The sequence below is a fragment of the Alteribacter natronophilus genome (genome assembly GCF_006007885.1).
Lineage (GTDB): Bacteria > Bacillota > Bacilli > Bacillales > Salisediminibacteriaceae > Alteribacter > Alteribacter natronophilus.
Genome location: NZ_VCRO01000003.1, coordinates 137,282 through 155,344 on the forward strand (window position 1 = coordinate 137,282; position 18,063 = coordinate 155,344).

Sequence of the window (18,063 nt, forward strand, 5' to 3'; positions counted from 1 at the left end):
GAAGAAAGAAGGGACCTTTCTTGTACCGTATCTTTTCGAATATGCAGCTGTTACCCTTTTGTAGCCCCTGATGTAAGACCGGAAATCAGGTAGCGCTGCAGGTACAGGAATACTGCTGCGATCGGTACGGCAATCAGAATCGCACCGGCTGCGAATCGTGTAAAGTTGTTTGCGAACTGATCGTTAACGAAGTTGAACAGCCCCAGTGCCAGGGTAAAGTTCTCCGGACTCCGGAGTACAATCCTCGGCAGAATAAAGTCCATAAACGGTGCCATGAAGTTAAACAGGGCAACAACCGCCAGAATCGGCTTTGCAAGAGGAAGCATGATCTGGAAGAACACCCTCAGGTGACCGGCTCCGTCAATTCTGGCTGACTCATCGAGCTCCCGCGGAATCGTGTCAAAATACCCTTTTACAAGGAAAGCGTTCATTGGGATCGCCCCACCTACATAAATAATGATCAGACCAAGCAGGGAATCAAGAAGGCCAACCATATTCAGAAGGATGTAAAGTGCCACCATTGCCATCAGTACCGGGAACATCTGAACAAGAAGGAAGGCGTAAAGCCCGTTTTTCCGTCCGACAAACCGGTAGCGTGAAAATGCATACGCCACAAGGGCAACCATAAACGTTGCAATGATCGAGGTTGAGAAAGCCACAATCAGCGTATTCTGGTACCACTGAATATAATTACTTCTCGGATCCGTAAAAAGCCAGACGTAGTGTTCAAGGGACCAGTTTTCCGGAATCATGGAAGCACCGTAAAGGCTTGAACCGGGATTCAGGGAAAGACCGAACGCCCAGAGAAGCGGGTAAAAGATAATGACAAACATGATCCCGATCACTGTGTAAATACCGGTAAGTTCAAGGAGGTTTCTCCTTTTTTTACTCATTCTTTTAGGTTTCTTCGCTGCTTGTGTACTCATTATATCTGCCCCTCCTCTTTAAACGATCTTGAACGGCGGAACTGGAAGAAGGCGAATGTAACTACCAGAAGGCCAAGAATGATCGAGATTGCAGCAGCCATATTAAACTGCTGTGTTTCAAATGTCAGCCCGTACACCCACGAGATCAGGATGTCGGTACCTCCGGCGACCTGCCCCCGTACAGGCGGTCCACCCTGGTTAAAGAGATAGATAATATTAAAGTTGTTAAAGTTAAAGGAATACTGCATGATCAGAAGCGGTGCCGTGGCAAACATGACGTGCGGAAACGTAATGTTCCTGAATTTCTGCCAGCGGTTCGCGCCGTCAATGTCAGCCGCTTCGTACCAGTCACTGGAAATACTCTGGAGTACCCCGGTGAACAGTGCGAATACAAACGGGAACCCGAGCCACACCTGAATCATAATCAGGGCTATTTTGGCAAAAAACGGATCGCTCATCCATGGCAGACCTGATCCGAAAAGAGGCTCCAGAATGTCACGGTTAATTGCTCCGAAGTTATCGTTGAACAGAGCGGAAAAAATGATAATGGATACGAACCCGGGTACAGCCCAGGGAAGAATAAATACAGTACGAATAAGTTTTTTCCCTTTAACTCGTGCATCGTTGACAAGGATCGCAAGGAATAGAGCAAGAGCAATCTGCAGCGTAGTCGCAACAAACGTCCAGATCAGTGTCCAGGACAATACGCTGAAGAAGGTATTGCGCCACTCCGAAATCGTAAAGAGTCTTACAAAGTTATCAAATCCCACCCAGTCCAGGATGTTTCTCGGCGGTGCATTGTAAAGGTTATAGTTTGTAAAAGCCAGTCCAACCATGAACAGAAGCGGAAAAATAACAACAAAGATAAGAAGAAAGAGTCCAGGTGCTATAAGATAATAAGGGAATCCGGTGTCCCAGGCGTTTCTGAAACCTTCCTTTATCCCGGGAACGGTCCAGCCTAATTGAATTCTCTTTGCGTCCTTACGTGCGTCAATTATATTTACTACATAAAAAGTAATAAAGAAGGTAAGAAAAATCAGAGACAGAATACCGTAACTGAGGAAAATACGGGAGTCATCCTCACGGGGAATCTCACCGAGCGTTACAAGTCCCTGAAGACCATCTGTAATAAATTCAAATAAAACCAGAAGAAAAGCCGCAAAGAGAATGAATAAGGTCGCACCTTTAAACCACCGTCTGTTGTACATTTGCCCTAAACCTGGAATGATTGAAAGCAATGCAGCTACATTTGGATTGTGTTTTTCATTCACGATCTTTACGTCTGGTTGATTATCGTTAGTAGCCATAGTTGCGTCCTCCTGCTTTAAAGAATCGGGATTGGAGAACTGCTTCCCCAATCCCATCTTTTAACTGTCTTATTGACCCATGATCGCAATCTGCTCGCGAATCTGTTCTACAGCTTCGTCAAGGACTTCCTGAGGATCATCACCCTGGGAAATAAACTGCAGTGCATCACTGGCCGGCTCCCATACCTGGCTCATTTCAGGTACGTTCGGCATCGGCTCTGCAACCTGGGTCTGATCAAAGATCGGCCCCATGAATTCGTCATCGATTTCTACAGCCGTGTGTGCAGGAAGCTCACCTGCAACCTCAAAGTAATGCTCGGAGTTCTCTGCATTCGTCATGAATAGTGCAAGTTCAGTAGCCCAGTAATGATGCTCGGAGTACTCGGATACGAGCCATCCTTTGTTACCGGAGAAGGAGTTCAGCTGATCGCCATTCCACTCAGGAAGCATCGCTACAGCAAGGCTGTCACCAAGGGCGTCACGGTAGTCAGGGATTGCCCATGGACCTGTGATAACCGATCCGACTTTCCCATCCTGGAAGAGACCGTTCATAACCTCTCCATCAACACCAGTAGGCATGTAATCTTCTTCAAACCAGGACTGAATCAGTTCAGCACCCTGTACAGCACCTTCGTTGTTAAGACCAATGTCCTCTGTGTTATAAACACCGTCTTCATCCTGGTCAAAGATGTATCCGCCTGCACCTGTCAGGAACGGGTATACGAAATAGAGGTTTGTAGCTTCCATAAGAAATCCGTACTCGTCTGCACTGCGGTCTGTATGTTCTGAAGCTATTTCCATCAGTTCATCCACAGTCTGAGGGGCTTCTTCAACAATATCTGTGTTATAGAAAAGCGCGTAGGTCTCAACTACTGCAGGAATACCATACTGTTCTCCCTCATAGCTGAAAGATGTTACGGCTTCCTCGTTGTATTCTGCAAGACGCTCTGCCTGATCATCAGTAAGATCAAGTTCTCTTGCAAGACCCTGAAGCACGATGTCTCCCATACGATCATGCGGCTGGAAGAACAGGTCAGGACCCTGACCGGACGGACCATCAAGGCTGATCGCCTCTGTCTGGTCAAGCATGGAGAACGGAGTAATTTCAACTGCAATACCATGCTCGTCCTCAAAACGGTCCGCAAACTCTTCGTGAGCATCAAGCTGGGAATCTTCATCGTTTACCCATATAGAAAGTGATTCTGGTTTTTCAGGTTCTTCGCCATCTCCCTCGGCAGTGTCACCGTTTTCTTCTGTACCGGTGTCCTGGTCGTCTGCAGGAGTTTCCTCGGCATCATCTCCACCGCCGCAGGCTGCAAGACCGACAGAAAGGGCAAGAATTGCTGCCGGTGTCAAAAACTTCGCTCTAAACATTGTGTTTCCCCCTTAAAATAAGTATGTGTAAGTACTGTGCACTCATCTGTCTGTCATAATGCACTCCTATAAGCGGCCTCCCTGATGCGTGAATACTTCCTATCTCAGCGAATACTGAAGCGCTTTCACACAGGGCAGGATCTGAACCTTACACAGTTCATACAGGGTCGTATGGCCCAGGTTCTGCTGTGAGTGCAAGAGGTGAGACAACCGTTTGCACAATATGGGCAAAAACAATTCACAGAATGAAAATTACTCTGTGAAATCGTTTGCACCTGCTTTACAATTTTATTATATAGGCACTCTATTAGAAATACAACCCTTTTTATATAAATTTCTGTAACCGCTTACTTTTTTACTGATATAACTTCCGGTACTTGTGAACACCTTTATATCAGTAGTTTACCAGTGTTTCAGGGATGGTTTTTCTATACCTCAATACTATATTGCAAGCGGTTGCGCACTTTACTGTTAAAAAGGATCACCACTCCCTTTTCACCCGCATACTTCGGAACGCTGTCGGAGTGATCCCTTCGTATTTTTTGAACAGCCTTGAAAAGTAGCTGCGGTCCAATATACCTACTTCTGCGGCAACTGCTTCAAGATCCAGTTCCGTCGATAACAGCATTTCCTTGGCACGTTCAATCCTGCAGCGGTTAATATACTGGCCTGGGGTAAGTCCAGTGGTCCGTTTCACACATCTGGCCACGTAATCCACATGATACAGCAGTGCCCTTGCTATTCCTTCCACTTTTAAAGCAGGCTCATTGTAATGCCGGTGGATAAACCGGATTGCCTCACTGGCTACCTGTTCTGCACTGGTGGGCAGACGTACTGCTTCCCGCTGAAGAAACAGAAGAGATTCATAAAAAAGCGCCTGCTGCTGGAGCTGGTCAGCAGGGGCACCTGACAGATTGAGACTGTTAAGCCGTTCCATCATCGTTTCAAACTGGTTTCGATTATGGATCTGCCCGTACGTAGGGATTATCAGCTCGAAAATGGCCTCTTCCGTATAAGTACTTTCCTTTTTCAATATATCCGACCAGTCAAAATCCTTCAGCCTGTCCGTTTCGTATGAACCCGGCAGTTTAAAATGAATCCAGTAGATCTCGGTGTCCTCTGTACACTCCTTCCATCCTCCATGCTTAATTCCGGGTACAAGTATGAGGTATTCCCCTTCTTTTACTTCATAGGAAACACCCTCTTCCTTCATATATAATGTTCCTTTTTTTACAGCCAGAAGATCAAATACCTCAAACGTTCTGGAGAAATGTTTCTGACCTTTCCTGAAACTTCCTTTCCCACCCTTAATAAAGACAGGCAAAGGCGGGATTTTTGCTCTTATTGTTTTCACCTTTTCACCTCACATCGTTTTTGTCCTTATATTATCGTGTTTATGACTATTAAACAAAGTCTTTGACCGATAAGATAAATATAGCAAAATACGCTTTTGTCCACAAAACGTTAATTATATTGAAAACAGCGGAGACATGGAGGCATTTATGGATACAGATAAAAAGAAAAAACTTACCCTCTTCGCTCTTACCTGGCCCATATTTATAGAGATCTTTCTTCATATGTTAATGGGAAATGCGGACACCCTTATGCTCAGCCAGTATGATGACCAGGCAGTAGCTGCTGTTGGAGTTGCCAATCAGATTATGAGTGTCATCATTGTGATGTTCGGGTTCGTTGCCATGGGGACGGCAATTCTCATAGCCCAGTATCTCGGGGCCCGGCAGGAGCGGGAAGCCGGCAGAATAGCGGTTGTTTCCCTCGCTGCGAATCTGGTTTTCGGTCTTGCGCTCAGTCTTATTCTTTTTGGTTTTGCTCCCCAGATTCTCGGGGCAATGAATCTTCCCCCCGAACTTATGAATATGGCTCTTGTATACCTGCGGATCGTCGGCGGCTTCGCCTTCGTTCAGGCCCTGATCATGACTGCAGGCGCTATTGTAAAAAGTCACGGGTTCACAAAGGATGTCATGTGGGTCACGCTCGGAATGAACGTACTTAATGTGATCGGAAACTATCTGCTTATTTTCGGGCCGGGGCCATTTCCATCCCTCGGTGCCCAAGGAGTGGCGATCAGTACAGCGGGAAGCCGGACCATCGGCTTTATCGTTCTCGGATTTCTTCTGTACAGGCGTGTAAACGGTGAGCTCCCCTTTGCCGCTGTTTTCCGCTCATTTCCAAAGCCTGAAATTCAGCAGCTTCTTAAAATCGGAATCCCGTCAGCAGGTGAGCATCTCTCCTACAATATGTCCCAGTTCGTGATTACCATCTTTATCGCTGCAATGGGAACAGCAGAGCTGACAGCCCGTGTCTATGTTACAAATATTATGATGTTTATTCTTCTGTTTGCCGTTGCCATAGGCCAGGGTACGCAGATTATTGTCGGCCACCTCGTTGGTGAAGGAAAATACCGTGAAGCTTATGAAAGGTGCATGAAAAGTCTCTGGATCGGAATGGGACTCAGCATTGGAGCCGCCTCTCTGTTTGCTGTATTCCGTGAACCGATCCTGTCCATCTTTACGGATAATCCGGATATTATTGAAATTGGCGGCATTCTGCTTCTTCTTACAATTATTCTTGAACCAGGACGTACATTTAATCTTATTGTGATAAACTGCCTCAGAGCTGCAGGAGATGTAAGATTCCCTGTTTACATTGGAATCCTTTCAATGTGGGGTGTCTCTGTTACCATTTCCTACACTGCAGGCCTTGTGTTTGGGCTCGGTCTGATCGGTGTGTGGCTCTCCTTCATTGCAGACGAGTGGCTGCGCGGCCTCCTCATGCTAAGGCGCTGGAAAGGGCGAAAATGGGAGAGAATGGGCTTCACCTCAGGAAAAACGGATTCAGGAAAGGCCGCAGGCTCCTAATGTGGAAACTATTTTCTTCCTATTATAATAACCGGTTTCCATATTCAGAAAAGCAGCACGGGATCTCAGAACCTCAGAACCGTGCTGCTTTTTTAAGTTCTCCGTCATTTCCAGTTAATGTTTAATTATTTCAGCCGGGGGTAAAAGAAACCAACTGTGCATAATGTTTTATACACCATTAATCCCTATGTATAAAAATACATCATTTATACACGATGCTTTTCACCCGGGACAGGTGCCGATTCTGTCGATTACGATCGCAAAGTCTTCAGCACAATTCCCGTTAATTCCCTATGCTTCGGGGTATGGGAGATCTGCCCTGGTTCACCATGATGGCCGGATTCCAATATCTTTTGACAAGCATCCGGTTTTCTGCTTAAATGTATTAAGTAATACTAACAATTTTTATTCATTTGTTAGTATGAAACATAATATTTTATTTTCAAAAAAAGGGGGAAATAAAATTGAAAAAAGTACTTACTCTTGCTGCTTCAGTGGCGGCAACAGGAATGGTTCTTGCAGCCTGCGGTGATGGCGGAGACGGTGAAGCAGATGTATCCAACCTGCAAATTGGTACCGGAAGTACAGGCGGTACATATTACCCGCTTGGCCAGGAAATGGCAAACGTTATCAATTCCAACGTTGAAGGCTATGAGGATTTCGATCTCAGTGCTGTATCAACCGGTGCTTCTGTTGAAAACATTACCTCCATCGGAAGCGGCGATCTTGAGCTCGGGATGAGTGTACACCTTCCTGCTCTTGATGCTGTTGAAGGAACAGGTGAGTTTGAAGAAGCAGGAATTACAGTGGATAACTTTGGTTTTATGGGCCATATTTATCCTGAAGTTATGCAGATCGTTGTCCGTGCCGATGCCGGTATCGAATCTGTAGCGGACCTTGAGGGAATGGACATTGCCATTGGGCCGACAGGGTCAGGTACCCGTGAAGCAGCCCGCCTCATTCTTGAAGCTTACGGACTCAGTGACGATGATTATAATGCATATGAAGAAGGATTCGGTGACGCATCCGGCCGTATCCAGGATGGAAGCCTTGACGCTTCTTTCGGCCTTCTTGGCCTGCCGAACAGCGGAATAGAAGAACTTTCCGTTCAGCGTGATATCGAACTCCTGACTCTTTCCGATGAAGCTCTTGATTACATTGAAGAGAACAGCGGTTATGAGAGCATGGAAATTCCGGCTGATTCCTACGACTTCATGGACGAGCCGGTTATGGCCATGACAGCGTACGCTATTCTTATTGGTTCAACAGACGCCATTGACGAAGACCTCGGCTATGAAATCGTCAGGGCTCTCTATGAGAACTATGACAGTATTTCACACGCTCAGGGACCACAGCTGGCCCCGGAGAACATTATGAACGGTTCTGACGGACTTCCACTGCACCCTGGTGCTGAACGATACTTTGAGGAGCAGGGCTACCTCGACTAAGTAAATAATCCGGCCGGACACTCTGTCCGGCCTTTTTTAAGAACGATGAGCCTGTCCTTCCCGGGGACATGCGGACTGAAATTATTTACCCTTTAAAAAGTTCTTTTCGAAAAGCTGTGTTCGTATAGATTGTTGCTATTGAACAAATTAACTATTGAGCGAAAGGCGGCGACTCCAGCGGGAATAGCATCAGGTGAAGACCCCGCAGGGTGTTTTTCCCGAGGAGGCTGAAGCGATGCCCGCGGAAAGCGTCCGCCTGCAGCGGAATAAAACAACAATCTTTCCTAAAACAGCTTTTCGTAAAGATTGTTGCTGCTGGTATTATTAATTTCGGAGCGAAAGGCCGCGACTCCCGCGGGAAAAGCAACAGCCACAGACCCCGCAGGGCGATTTTCCCGAGGAGGCTGAGGTGCTGCCCGCGGAAAGCGTCGGTCTGCAACGTAGAAAAACAACAATCTTTCCTAAAACAGCCTTTTAAAAGGTACTGTTCCGACTGCTCTTTAACACAGACATAATATAATCCGCCCTCCTGCGGCGGGTCCACTCAGCGCAGTGTGCACAGGGTAGCAGGATGATCCGCACGAACAGCGGAATGCCGACGAAAAAGCAGGAAAACAATAACATCCTCCTACTTTTTCGTCGGTTTTTATTCGGATGAATATCAAGGTGGTGATTGTATGGCAGATGTAACAAAAGAACAAATGGATGACCAGAAACGGAAAGAACTGCTGGCAAAGTACGACAAAGAATCAACGTACCGGACAAATCTCGGCCAATGGAAATGGATTATCGCTTTTATTGCCATCTCCCTGACGGTCTTTCACCTGTACCGAGCCGCCCCTATGAACGGGCCGCTTGTTTCGCTGATGCAGGGAGCCGTCCACCTGGGAACAGCTATGGGACTTATCTTTCTCCTCTATCCCGCTACAAAAAACGGCATTAAAAAGAAAGGGATACCCTTTTATGATATAATCCTTGCATTTCTCGCCATGGGAAGTGTCTATTATATCGTATACCAGTACGATCACATCAGGGTCGCCATTAATTTCAACACGTTTACTACGTTTGACATTATTGTTGCGACCGTGGGAATACTGCTTCTGCTCGAAGCAACCAGACGGGCTGTCGGTCTTCCCATAGTAATCATCGCAGGACTTGCCATTGTTTATGCAATGTTTGGAAATAATCTTCCTTATGGCTTTGGTCATGGAGGATTCAACTGGGAAGGCATCTCCCGGCGACTGTTCTACACTTCAGAAGCCATATTCGGAATTCCGATCCAGATTTCCTCAACCTATATCTTCCTCTTCCTTTTCTTTGGCGTAATGCTGACGAAAACAGGGGTCGGCCAGTTCTTCAACGATCTGGCGTTCGCACTGACAGGACGATTTACAGGCGGAACAGCGAAAGCAGCAGTTGCAGCCTCTGCTCTTCAGGGAACAGTAACAGGAAGTTCTGTTGCCAACACTGTAGGTTCCGGTTCATTTACAATTCCCATGATGAAGCGTGCCGGGTTCCGTCCGGAATTCTCGGCTGCTACGGAAGCCTCTGCCTCCACGGGAGGACAGATTATGCCTCCGATCATGGGGGCTGCCGCTTTTATCATGGCTGAATACATCAGTGACGTATCGTACAGCGATATTATTATTATCGGTATTATTCCTGCCGCCCTTTACTTTACCGGTGTTATACTCGGGACGCATTTTGAAGCCAAACGTTACGGGATCCGCGGCCTTTCGAAAAAGGAACTGCCTACACTGCAGGGGATTCTGAAACGAATGGACCTCATTCTGCCGCTGTTTACGATTGTATTTATGCTCGTAAGCGGGTTTACACCGACAGCAGCAGCTCTTACTGGTATCGGTACAGCCTTCCTTGTTTCCACGTTCAGGAAAGATACACGGATGGGGCCGCGCGACATCGTCAGTGCACTTGAACAGGGTGCACGGATCGCCCTGCCGGTAATTGCTGCCTGTGCAAGTGCCGGTATTATCGTTGGAGTCGTTGTCTTTACGGGTCTTGGCGGAAAAATTGCCGGTGCTCTCTTAAACCTTGCAGGTGACAGTCTGTTTATGCTTCTCTTCTTTACAATGATTGCCTGTATCATTTTAGGTATGGGTCTGCCGACAACAGCCAACTACGTAGTTACGGCATCCATGGCAGCTCCGGCCCTTATTGAATTCGGTGTACCACCGGTTGCTGCCCACTTCTTCGTATTCTACTTTGGTATTGTGGCTGACATTACGCCGCCGGTCTGTCTGGCTGCCTATGCCGGTGCCGGAATTGCCAGAGCGAATCCAATGAAATCGGGAGTCAATGCCTTAAAACTGGCTATCGCTGCCTTCATCATTCCTTATGTGTTTGTTTACAGTCCGGTTCTCCTTCTGCAGGACGCCACGTTTGTAACGCTGGCACCGGTTCTTGTTACAGCCGTGATCGGAATGGTTGCAGTGAGTGCCGGTATGATGGGCTATTTCATGGACCGCCCTTACTGGTACGAGCGGATTCTTCTGTTTACAGCAGGTGTAATGCTCATTATTCCTGAAAACCTCACCATCTCCGGTGCCGGTCTTGTACTGCTTCTTCTTGTAGGACTGATCCAGTTCCTTCGCAAGCGCAAGCGTGACAGTAATAATGAGGAAGCTACAGCTTAATCTTTACGAAAAGCTGTTTTTCGGATAAATTATTGCTTTTGGTTTATAAATGATGGAACGGAGGGTGGCGACTCCTGCGGGAAGAGCAGGAGTCGAAGACCCCGCAGGGCGATTTTCCCGAGAGGCTCCAGGCCCTGCCCGCGGAAAGCGTCCGCCTGGAGCGTAATAAACAACAATCTCTACGAAAAAAGCCTTACGAAAAACCAAACCCCGCACTGCCCTTTTTTATGAGGGGCGGTGCGGGTTTTCTATTGTATCCTCCAATTCTCCTGACGATGAAGAAAACGTCTATTCCTCAAATACATCAAAGTTTTCCCACAGCCCTTCAAGCTCATGAAGCCGCTTTTCCACTTTTACATGCTCTGCCCGGGTGACAGCTGTTACCAGGGCGTTGACGATACTGAGAGGTGCAGAGAACGAATCGATAAACGAGTTAATCTCCGTAGCGGTAATTAATTTCAGATCCCCGAGAGGAACAAGCGGACTCATATAATGATCGGTAATTACGAGGGTCCTCGCCCCTCGCTGTTTTGCGTACCTGAGCACTTCCACGGTCCTCTTTGTATATCTGGAAAAACCAAATCCGATTACCAGATCGTTTTCCTTTATATCAAGCAGATGTTCCGAAACGCCGTCACCCTGTCGAATCATTTCGGTGTTCTGCAGAACCATGTCGAGATAAAACTCCAGAAAGCTCCCAATACTTGCTGCACTTCGGTACGCGATAATATAAATGTTCTCCGCCTCGATAATCTGCCGTACCGCTTCTTCAAAATGACGGGTGTTCAGCTGTTCAAGAGTCGTCTGCAGGTTATGAATATCATCTCCGAGAATTTCTGTAACCACATCTTCAGGTGTTCCGTCTTCTGTTGTTTTTGCAAGCACTTCTGCAGAAGTCATTTTTCTCTGCATCGATTCCTGAAGATGCCGCTGCAGATCCGGGTACCCCTTGTAGTTCAGAAAGAAAGCGAACCTGATAACAGTCGCTTCACCGACCCCAACATGCTTTGCCAGTTTTGAAGCTGTCAGAAAAGGTGCTGTTTCACGGTTTTCCACAAGGTAGCTGGCAATTTTTTTATGTGATTTACTCATTGTATCCTGCCGGTTCAAAATGCGGTCATATACTTCACTCTCATACATTATTGATGCCTCCCTGAGTCATGCTGCGGTCTGTCCTAGGAACCGCCCAGTCTGTGGTTAAAGATGTTGTGCAGAGCATCCATAGTTCTGGCGAGTTCCCGATCGGTATGAACAGTCGCTATACTGTATCTATTCAGCGGCTTCGTGTAAATTCCTTCATTTATCAGGTGAAGATCCAGATCCTTTCTGAAACCGAGGTCAGCTTTCTGCATATCACGGTAGTTACGGACCTCTTCAGCCGAAAAGATCAGATTAAAGATTGTACCCATTCCGGCTGTCTGGAACGGAAGACCTTTTGCGGCAAAAAAGGCCGAAAGCTCTTTTCTAAAGTGGTCTGTAAACTGAAGTGCCGCAGCATAGGACTTTTCAAGCTCTTCTATAACGGCAAGACCTGCAGCGAGAATCATGGGATGACCATTGTAGGTGCCACTGTGAAACAGTGTGTCCTCAGAAGATGAATTTCTGCTCTGAAGTGTATCGAATACATCGCTCCCCGCTTTGGGGCTGGAGATGTCCATAATCTCTTTTTTTCCTCCTACGATTCCAAAAGGAAAACCTCCGCCAATCACTTTTCCCAGAGTGGTCAGATCAGGTGTCACCTGATAGCTTTGCTGGGCACCTCCCAGAGCAGATCGGAACCCGGTTTTTACTTCATCAAAGATGAGCACAATCCCCAGTTCCTCTGTCACTTCCCTCAGACGGGATATAAAGGATTCATCTGCCGGAATAAACCCTCCCTGAACCGGCTCAATCATAACCGCAGCCAGATCGTTCTGATTTCTCCTCAGGATCCGCTCTGTCGCATCAATATTGTTAAACGGCAGAATGATGGTGTTTTCATCCCCTCCGGGCAGAAGGCCGGCAGATTCCGGAACTGATCTCGGCTCATCCGGATTTCCTGCCCTTGCAGTATCGGGGTTGATACTGTAAAGCACTTCATTGTATCCGCCGTGATAATGCCCTTCAAACTTAGCAAGCTTTGTTTTCCCGGTATATGCATATGCCAGTCTCAGGGCAAGAAGAGTAGCTTCAGTTCCGGAATTGGTATATCTAAGCCGTTCCATGGAAGGGAAGTAGCTTTTGATCTTCCCGGCATACTTAAATTCCAGTTCATGGGGTGTCCCGAATAAACATGTACCGTCTGTCTGCATTTGCCTGCCAATGGCGCCTGTAACCGCCGGATGACCATGTCCCAGTGCCAGAGAACCGTAACCCATCAGGAAATCTACATATTTATTTTGATCCACATCTGTCAGTTCTGCTCCTTCACCGTGTTTCATGACAATCGGGTACGGAGCAAAGTGCTTAATGTTCGCCGTCACCCCACCAGGAAGATGATCTCTTCCTTCCGTCTGCAGCCGGTACGATTCCTTCGTCCGTTCCAGGTACATGGGCAAAGGGTGTGAAAACCGATGAATTGCCACAGGATCTTCATCCTTCCATTCCTTCATTTTTTTGAAATATATATTTCATTATATGCTATATAAGCTTGTACTTGAAGAGAAAATTTCGCCCATTTTTAAAAATGAATGATATACTCCAAAAATGTTTGAAGATTCAAAAAAGTTAGCCAAATCAAATAATCACTGCTATACTTATCTGGTATACAGAATAGAAATCTTACACAGGAGGGTGATAAAATGGCTCAACCAAAGTACATTATGAACCTTGATAAGATTAAGGAAATTCCGGAAGAAGAGCGTGCCAGGCTGAAGCAGATTACGGAAAAGTTCGTTTTCCGCGTGAATGATTATTATCTTAGTCTGATTGACTGGAAAAACCCTGAAGATCCGATCAGAAAACTTGTAATTCCAAACGAAGGTGAACTCGAAGAATATGGACGCTGGGACGCGTCAGATGAAGATACAAACTACGTCGTACCAGGCTGTCAGCATAAATACACAACAACCGCGCTGTTAATCGTTTCCGAAGTATGCGGTGCCTACTGCCGTTACTGTTTCCGGAAACGTCTGTTCCGTAACGATATTAAGGAGGCCATGGCAGATGTACAGCCGGGGATCGAGTACATAAAAGATCACCCCGAAATCAATAACGTTCTCCTGACAGGCGGCGATTCCCTCATTCTGGCCACGAAGAAGCTGCGCCGGATTATCGAACAGCTCCGTGAAATTGATCACGTCAAAATCATCCGCCTCGGTTCCAAAATGCCGGTTTTTAATCCGATGCGCATTTATGAAGATGAAGAGCTCCTCAAACTGATCCGTGAGTATTCCACTCCGGAAAAGCGGATTTATGTAATGGCTCACATTAACCATCCAAACGAAATTACAGAGGAAGCCAAGCGCGGGTTTGCCGCCCTTCATGACGCCGGTGCCATTGTTGTTAACCAGACGCCTGTACTTAAAGGTATCAACCACGATCCTGAAGTGCTTGCCGAGCTTCTTGACAAACTTTCCTGGGCCGGAGTGACTCCTTACTACTTCTTTATCAACCGTCCTGTGGCCGGCAACAATGACTTTGTTCTCTCCCTTAAAGAAGCATACGAAGCAGTTGAAAAAGCAAAAGCGATTACAAGCGGACTGGGTAAACGGGTACGCCTTTCCATGAGCCATACGTCCGGAAAAATTGAAATCCTGGCAATCGAAGACGGTAAAGCCTACCTGAAATATCACCAGTCCCGTGATGGTGAGTACGGTAAGTTCATGGTGCTCGACTGTCCTGATGATGCCGGCTGGTTCGACGACCTTCCAGGTAACAAAGAACACTGGGAGCAGCCGAAAAAGAAAATGGAAACCTTCGAATCTGCCAACGAAAAAATTAAGCAGAAAGAAATTGTTAAGTCATAGACCTGCTCACAACCTGACTGTAAAAAAGCCCTCTGACGTTTCTGCAGAGGGCTTCCTGTTTTCCGGGTGTTCTTAAAAGTCGTCGTCATCTCCCGGCATATATCCCATATGATTCATCCCCTGATGCGGCATCCCATTCCCTGGAAGCATTGGCTGGCCAGGCATTTCCATCTGACCGTTCCCGGGCATCATCGGCATCCCATTATCCATATGGCCATTACCCGGCATCATCGGCTGACCGCCATTTCCATGGTGGTTATTGCCGTGACCGGGATTGCCGTGGTTACCGTGATGATGGTTTCCGCCCATCATCTGGTTCGGATCCATCGGCATCTGCTGCGCCCCCATCACGTTCGGGCCGCCCATCCCCATCATCTGGTTCGGATCCATCGGCATCTGCTGCGCCCCCATCACGTTCGGGCCGCCCATCCCCATCATCTGGTTCGGATCCATCGGCATCTGCTGTGCTCCCATTACGTTCGGGCCGCCCATCCCCATCATCTGATTCGGACCCATCGGCATCTGCTGTGCTCCCATTACGTTCGGGCCGCCCATCCCCATCATCTGATTCGGACCCATCGGCATCTGCTGTGCTCCCATCACGTTCGGGCCGCCCATCCCCATCATCTGATTCGGACCCATCGGCATCTGCTGTGCTCCCATCACGTTCGGGCCGCCCATTCCAGCCTTACCTTTACCGCAATTACACCCCATTAATTTTCCACTCCTTTAATTGTACTTTCCAGATTAGAACGCACAATTTCATTCCATTGTATGGATGTGTGTCACGGTTTGTGACTTTCCCTTCGGCAGCGCGGGAAAGCCCCTGACCCGGCCTGAAAAATTCTCCCCCCTCTCTCTTTAAACTTATTCTTCTCTTCTACAAACCTGCACTTCAAACATAAAGTAAAACAGTAAATCGGGAAGGAGAGATTACTTTGGCCTACATCGAACCTTCAACTGCCTGGCTCAGAGACGGACGTCCGTTTACTGTCCGGACAGCCTATCCGGCAGATGCAGAAGATATGAGAAACCTGACCAGGGAAACCATTGCGGAAAAGGACAGCGGTCTTCTCTTAACTGCAGAAGAATTTCAGCTCAGCGTACAGGACCAGGCCGAGCGGATTCAGAATTCCTTCAACTCCCCATGGCACACCCTTGCTGTTGCACGGCATGAGGGTAAACTTGCCGGAGTCGCATCCTTCGAACCGGAACAGATGCTGCAAAAGCTTCGCCACCATGGACTCATGGGGCTGATTGTAGCAAAGGAATACCGTTCCCTCGGCGTTGGCAGAACACTTCTCACCACCCTGCTCAAATGGGCCGCTGAACAGCCTCACCTGAAAAAAGCAGGACTCGAAGTGATATCAACAAACGAACCCGCCATCAGCCTATACCTTTCCCTCGGGTTTCAGCCGGCAGGCAGGTTCCATAATCACGTGCATCTCGGCAATGCCCGTTACGCCGACGTCTACAGGATGGAAAGGCCACTCAGGTATGACGACAATAAGTAAGCTGTAACAGGAGCACCGTGTGTACCTGCCGGTATTACCAGGCAGCTCCGTAACAATCCTCTTTCCGTTAAACGGCTCCGCATGCTCCTATAGAAATGTGGTATGATTAACCGGAAATCATGCCTGTTCTGGAGGTTTTTCAATCATGAATGTAACCGCAACCACACTGAATGCCAAGTACATCCATACATGCCTTGCTCTCCGGCTGTTAAAAACCTATGCTGCACCGGAATTCGATGTAGACATTGCTGAATTTACGATCAAGGATCCGGCGATGAACATCGTGTCCGATCTCTACAGCAGAAAGCCCGATGTTCTCGGGTTCAGCTGTTACATATGGAATATCGAAGAAACGATCCAGGTCGTTAAAATGCTGAAAAAAGTGCTGCCTGATACGAAAATTGTATTCGGCGGCCCGGAAGTATCATACGATACCGCCCAATGGCTCGAACGTGTACCTGAAGTGGACTTTATTGTCATTGGAGAAGGAGAGGAAACATTCAAACACCTTCTTCAGGAAATTGAACGTGGAAAAAACGGCTGGCACTTCGTCTTTGGACTGGCGTACTGGAAAAACGGGGAAGTCATCGTCAATCCGGGGAGAGGAAAACTGGATTTGAAGACCATGCCCTCACCGTACAGGCTGGATGAAGACCTCCCGGCACTCGGCAGGCGCGTTGTTTATTTCGAAACAAGCCGGGGGTGTCCATTCAGCTGTCAGTTCTGCCTTTCCTCCATCGAAGTGGGGGTAAGATATTTTGATATAGAAAAAGTGAAGTCCGACCTGCTGTATCTGATCAGGAACGGAGCAAAAATGATCAAGTTTATCGACCGGACGTTCAACATTAAGCGCGATTATGCTCTCGAAATCTTTGATTTTCTGATTAAAAACCATGGCGGCTGTGAATTCCAGTTTGAAATTACAGCTGACATCATGAGGCCGGAAGTCCTGTCTTTTTTAAACGAAAACGCCCCTCCAGGTATCTTTCGCTTTGAAATCGGAGTCCAGTCCACCAATGATGACACAAACGACCTTATTAAGCGCCGGCAGAATTTTAAAAAGCTTGCGAGAACCGTAACTATGGTACGGGAAGGCGGTAAAATCGACCAGCACCTCGATCTGATTGCCGGTCTGCCGGAAGAAGACTATGAATCATTTAAGACGACTTTCAATGATGTCTTCGCCCTGCGGCCGGAGGAACTTCAGCTCGGCTTTTTAAAAATGCTGAGGGGTACCGGGATGCGAGCCATGGCAGACCAGTACAATTACAAGTATATGGATCACGCACCGTATGAAATCCTCTCAAACAGCGTCCTCAGCTTTGATGAGGTTGTAAGGATTAAGCAGGTGGAAGATATTCTCGAAAAATACTGGAATGACCACCGCCTTGACCACACGACGGGATTTCTGACAGATAAGGTTTTCGACACTCCTTTTGATTTCTTTCAGAAGTATGGAGAGGAATGGGACAGGCAGGGCTGGGGGCGAATCGGCCACCAGTTTGAGGATCTTTTTATACGACTGGACCGTTTTCTCGGGAAAGAGAAGATTGAGGAGCTTGAAACGGCACGCAGCCTGATGAAGCTTGATTATCTGCTGCATCATAGACATAAACCGAGAAAGCGCTGGTGGAAAGCTGACTTTGACACAGAAACTGCCCAGCTTGTCCGTCACTTTCTATCCGACAGCCCTGAACACGTTTCTCCAGCCTTTTCCGCTCTTTCCCTGAATGCCAGAGAGCTTCGGAAGCATATCGTAATCGAGCGTGTATCCATTGATATAAACCGGTATCTTGCAGACGGTGAAACAGTCCGCGCCGAGCACTACCTTGTTGTTCACTACTGCCCCAAAACCCTTCGCGCACAGCCGTTCTCCGTGCCTGCAGCCACTGTGTCGCACAGTCAGAGTCAAATCAGCCGGGGTCATTAAGCGGCCTGGCCCCGGTGTTTTCCTCCGGGCATGGTGTGTTATAGTGGCAAAGCGTAACAGTTAATACCATCTGGAGTTCAACAA

The 18,063-nt window shown here is 47.5% G+C and carries 13 protein-coding genes; 6 read left to right on the plus strand and 7 right to left on the minus strand.

Translation table 11 applies throughout. From position 1 onward, the window contains the following. Positions 1-50 precede the first annotated feature (50 nt). The 4 genes from FGB90_RS10720 to FGB90_RS10735 form a co-directional block, all read right to left on the minus strand. Positions 51-893, minus strand: coding sequence for a sugar ABC transporter permease (locus tag FGB90_RS10720; RefSeq protein WP_138811216.1), 843 nt, complete (start codon positions 891-893; stop codon positions 51-53). Positions 894-925: 32 nt separating this feature from the next. After that, positions 926-2,233: a sugar ABC transporter permease gene (locus tag FGB90_RS10725; protein ID WP_138810842.1), complete on the minus strand. Its 1,308-nt coding sequence runs from the start codon at positions 2,231-2,233 to the stop codon at positions 926-928. Between the two features lie 69 nt (positions 2,234-2,302). Further along, a complete protein-coding gene (locus tag FGB90_RS10730) occupies positions 2,303-3,607 on the minus strand; it encodes a sugar ABC transporter substrate-binding protein (protein ID WP_138810843.1) in 1,305 nt (434 codons plus the stop codon). A gap of 481 nt (positions 3,608-4,088) precedes the next feature. Further along, complete coding sequence (locus FGB90_RS10735; protein WP_138810844.1) at positions 4,089-4,961, minus strand: AraC family transcriptional regulator; 873 nt, start codon at positions 4,959-4,961, stop codon at positions 4,089-4,091. Positions 4,962-5,109: 148 nt separating this feature from the next. Here FGB90_RS10735 and FGB90_RS10740 point away from each other — a divergent pair, with 148 nt between their 5' ends. From FGB90_RS10740 to FGB90_RS10750, 3 genes are all read left to right on the plus strand, one after another. Next, positions 5,110-6,486, plus strand: a complete 1,377-nt coding sequence (locus tag FGB90_RS10740) for an MATE family efflux transporter (protein WP_138810845.1) — start codon at positions 5,110-5,112, stop codon at positions 6,484-6,486. Positions 6,487-6,950: 464 nt separating this feature from the next. After that, positions 6,951-7,934 carry a TAXI family TRAP transporter solute-binding subunit gene (locus tag FGB90_RS10745; protein WP_281280042.1) on the plus strand — a complete coding sequence of 328 codons (984 nt, stop codon included), beginning with the start codon at positions 6,951-6,953 and terminating at the stop codon, positions 7,932-7,934. 677 nt (positions 7,935-8,611) lie between these two features. Beyond that, positions 8,612-10,588, plus strand: coding sequence for a TRAP transporter permease (locus tag FGB90_RS10750; RefSeq protein WP_138810846.1), 1,977 nt, complete (start codon positions 8,612-8,614; stop codon positions 10,586-10,588). Positions 10,589-10,876: 288 nt separating this feature from the next. Here the strand turns inward: FGB90_RS10750 and FGB90_RS10755 are convergent, their stop codons facing one another. Then, the gene (locus FGB90_RS10755) at positions 10,877-11,728 is read right to left on the minus strand and encodes a MurR/RpiR family transcriptional regulator (protein ID WP_138810847.1); all 852 of its coding nucleotides are present in this window, start codon (positions 11,726-11,728) and stop codon (positions 10,877-10,879) included. A 35-nt stretch (positions 11,729-11,763) separates the two neighbouring features. After that, positions 11,764-13,152 (minus strand): aspartate aminotransferase family protein, encoded by a 1,389-nt coding sequence (locus FGB90_RS10760; protein ID WP_246056151.1) that lies wholly within the window; start codon positions 13,150-13,152, stop codon positions 11,764-11,766. A 216-nt stretch (positions 13,153-13,368) separates the two neighbouring features. On the opposite strand from FGB90_RS10760, the gene FGB90_RS10765 reads away from it, so the two are divergent. Further along, positions 13,369-14,535, plus strand: coding sequence for a KamA family radical SAM protein (locus FGB90_RS10765; protein ID WP_138810849.1), 1,167 nt, complete (start codon positions 13,369-13,371; stop codon positions 14,533-14,535). Positions 14,536-14,607: 72 nt separating this feature from the next. On the opposite strand, the gene FGB90_RS10770 is transcribed toward FGB90_RS10765, so the two are convergent. Next, positions 14,608-15,249, minus strand: a complete 642-nt coding sequence (locus tag FGB90_RS10770; RefSeq protein ID WP_138810850.1) for a polyadenylate binding domain-containing protein — start codon at positions 15,247-15,249, stop codon at positions 14,608-14,610. 224 nt (positions 15,250-15,473) lie between these two features. Here FGB90_RS10770 and FGB90_RS10775 point away from each other — a divergent pair, with 224 nt between their 5' ends. Continuing rightward, complete coding sequence (locus tag FGB90_RS10775) at positions 15,474-16,049, plus strand: GNAT family N-acetyltransferase (protein WP_138810851.1); 576 nt, start codon at positions 15,474-15,476, stop codon at positions 16,047-16,049. 145 nt (positions 16,050-16,194) lie between these two features. Next, positions 16,195-17,979: a B12-binding domain-containing radical SAM protein gene (locus tag FGB90_RS10780; RefSeq protein WP_138810852.1), complete on the plus strand. Its 1,785-nt coding sequence runs from the start codon at positions 16,195-16,197 to the stop codon at positions 17,977-17,979. Positions 17,980-18,063 lie beyond the last annotated feature (84 nt).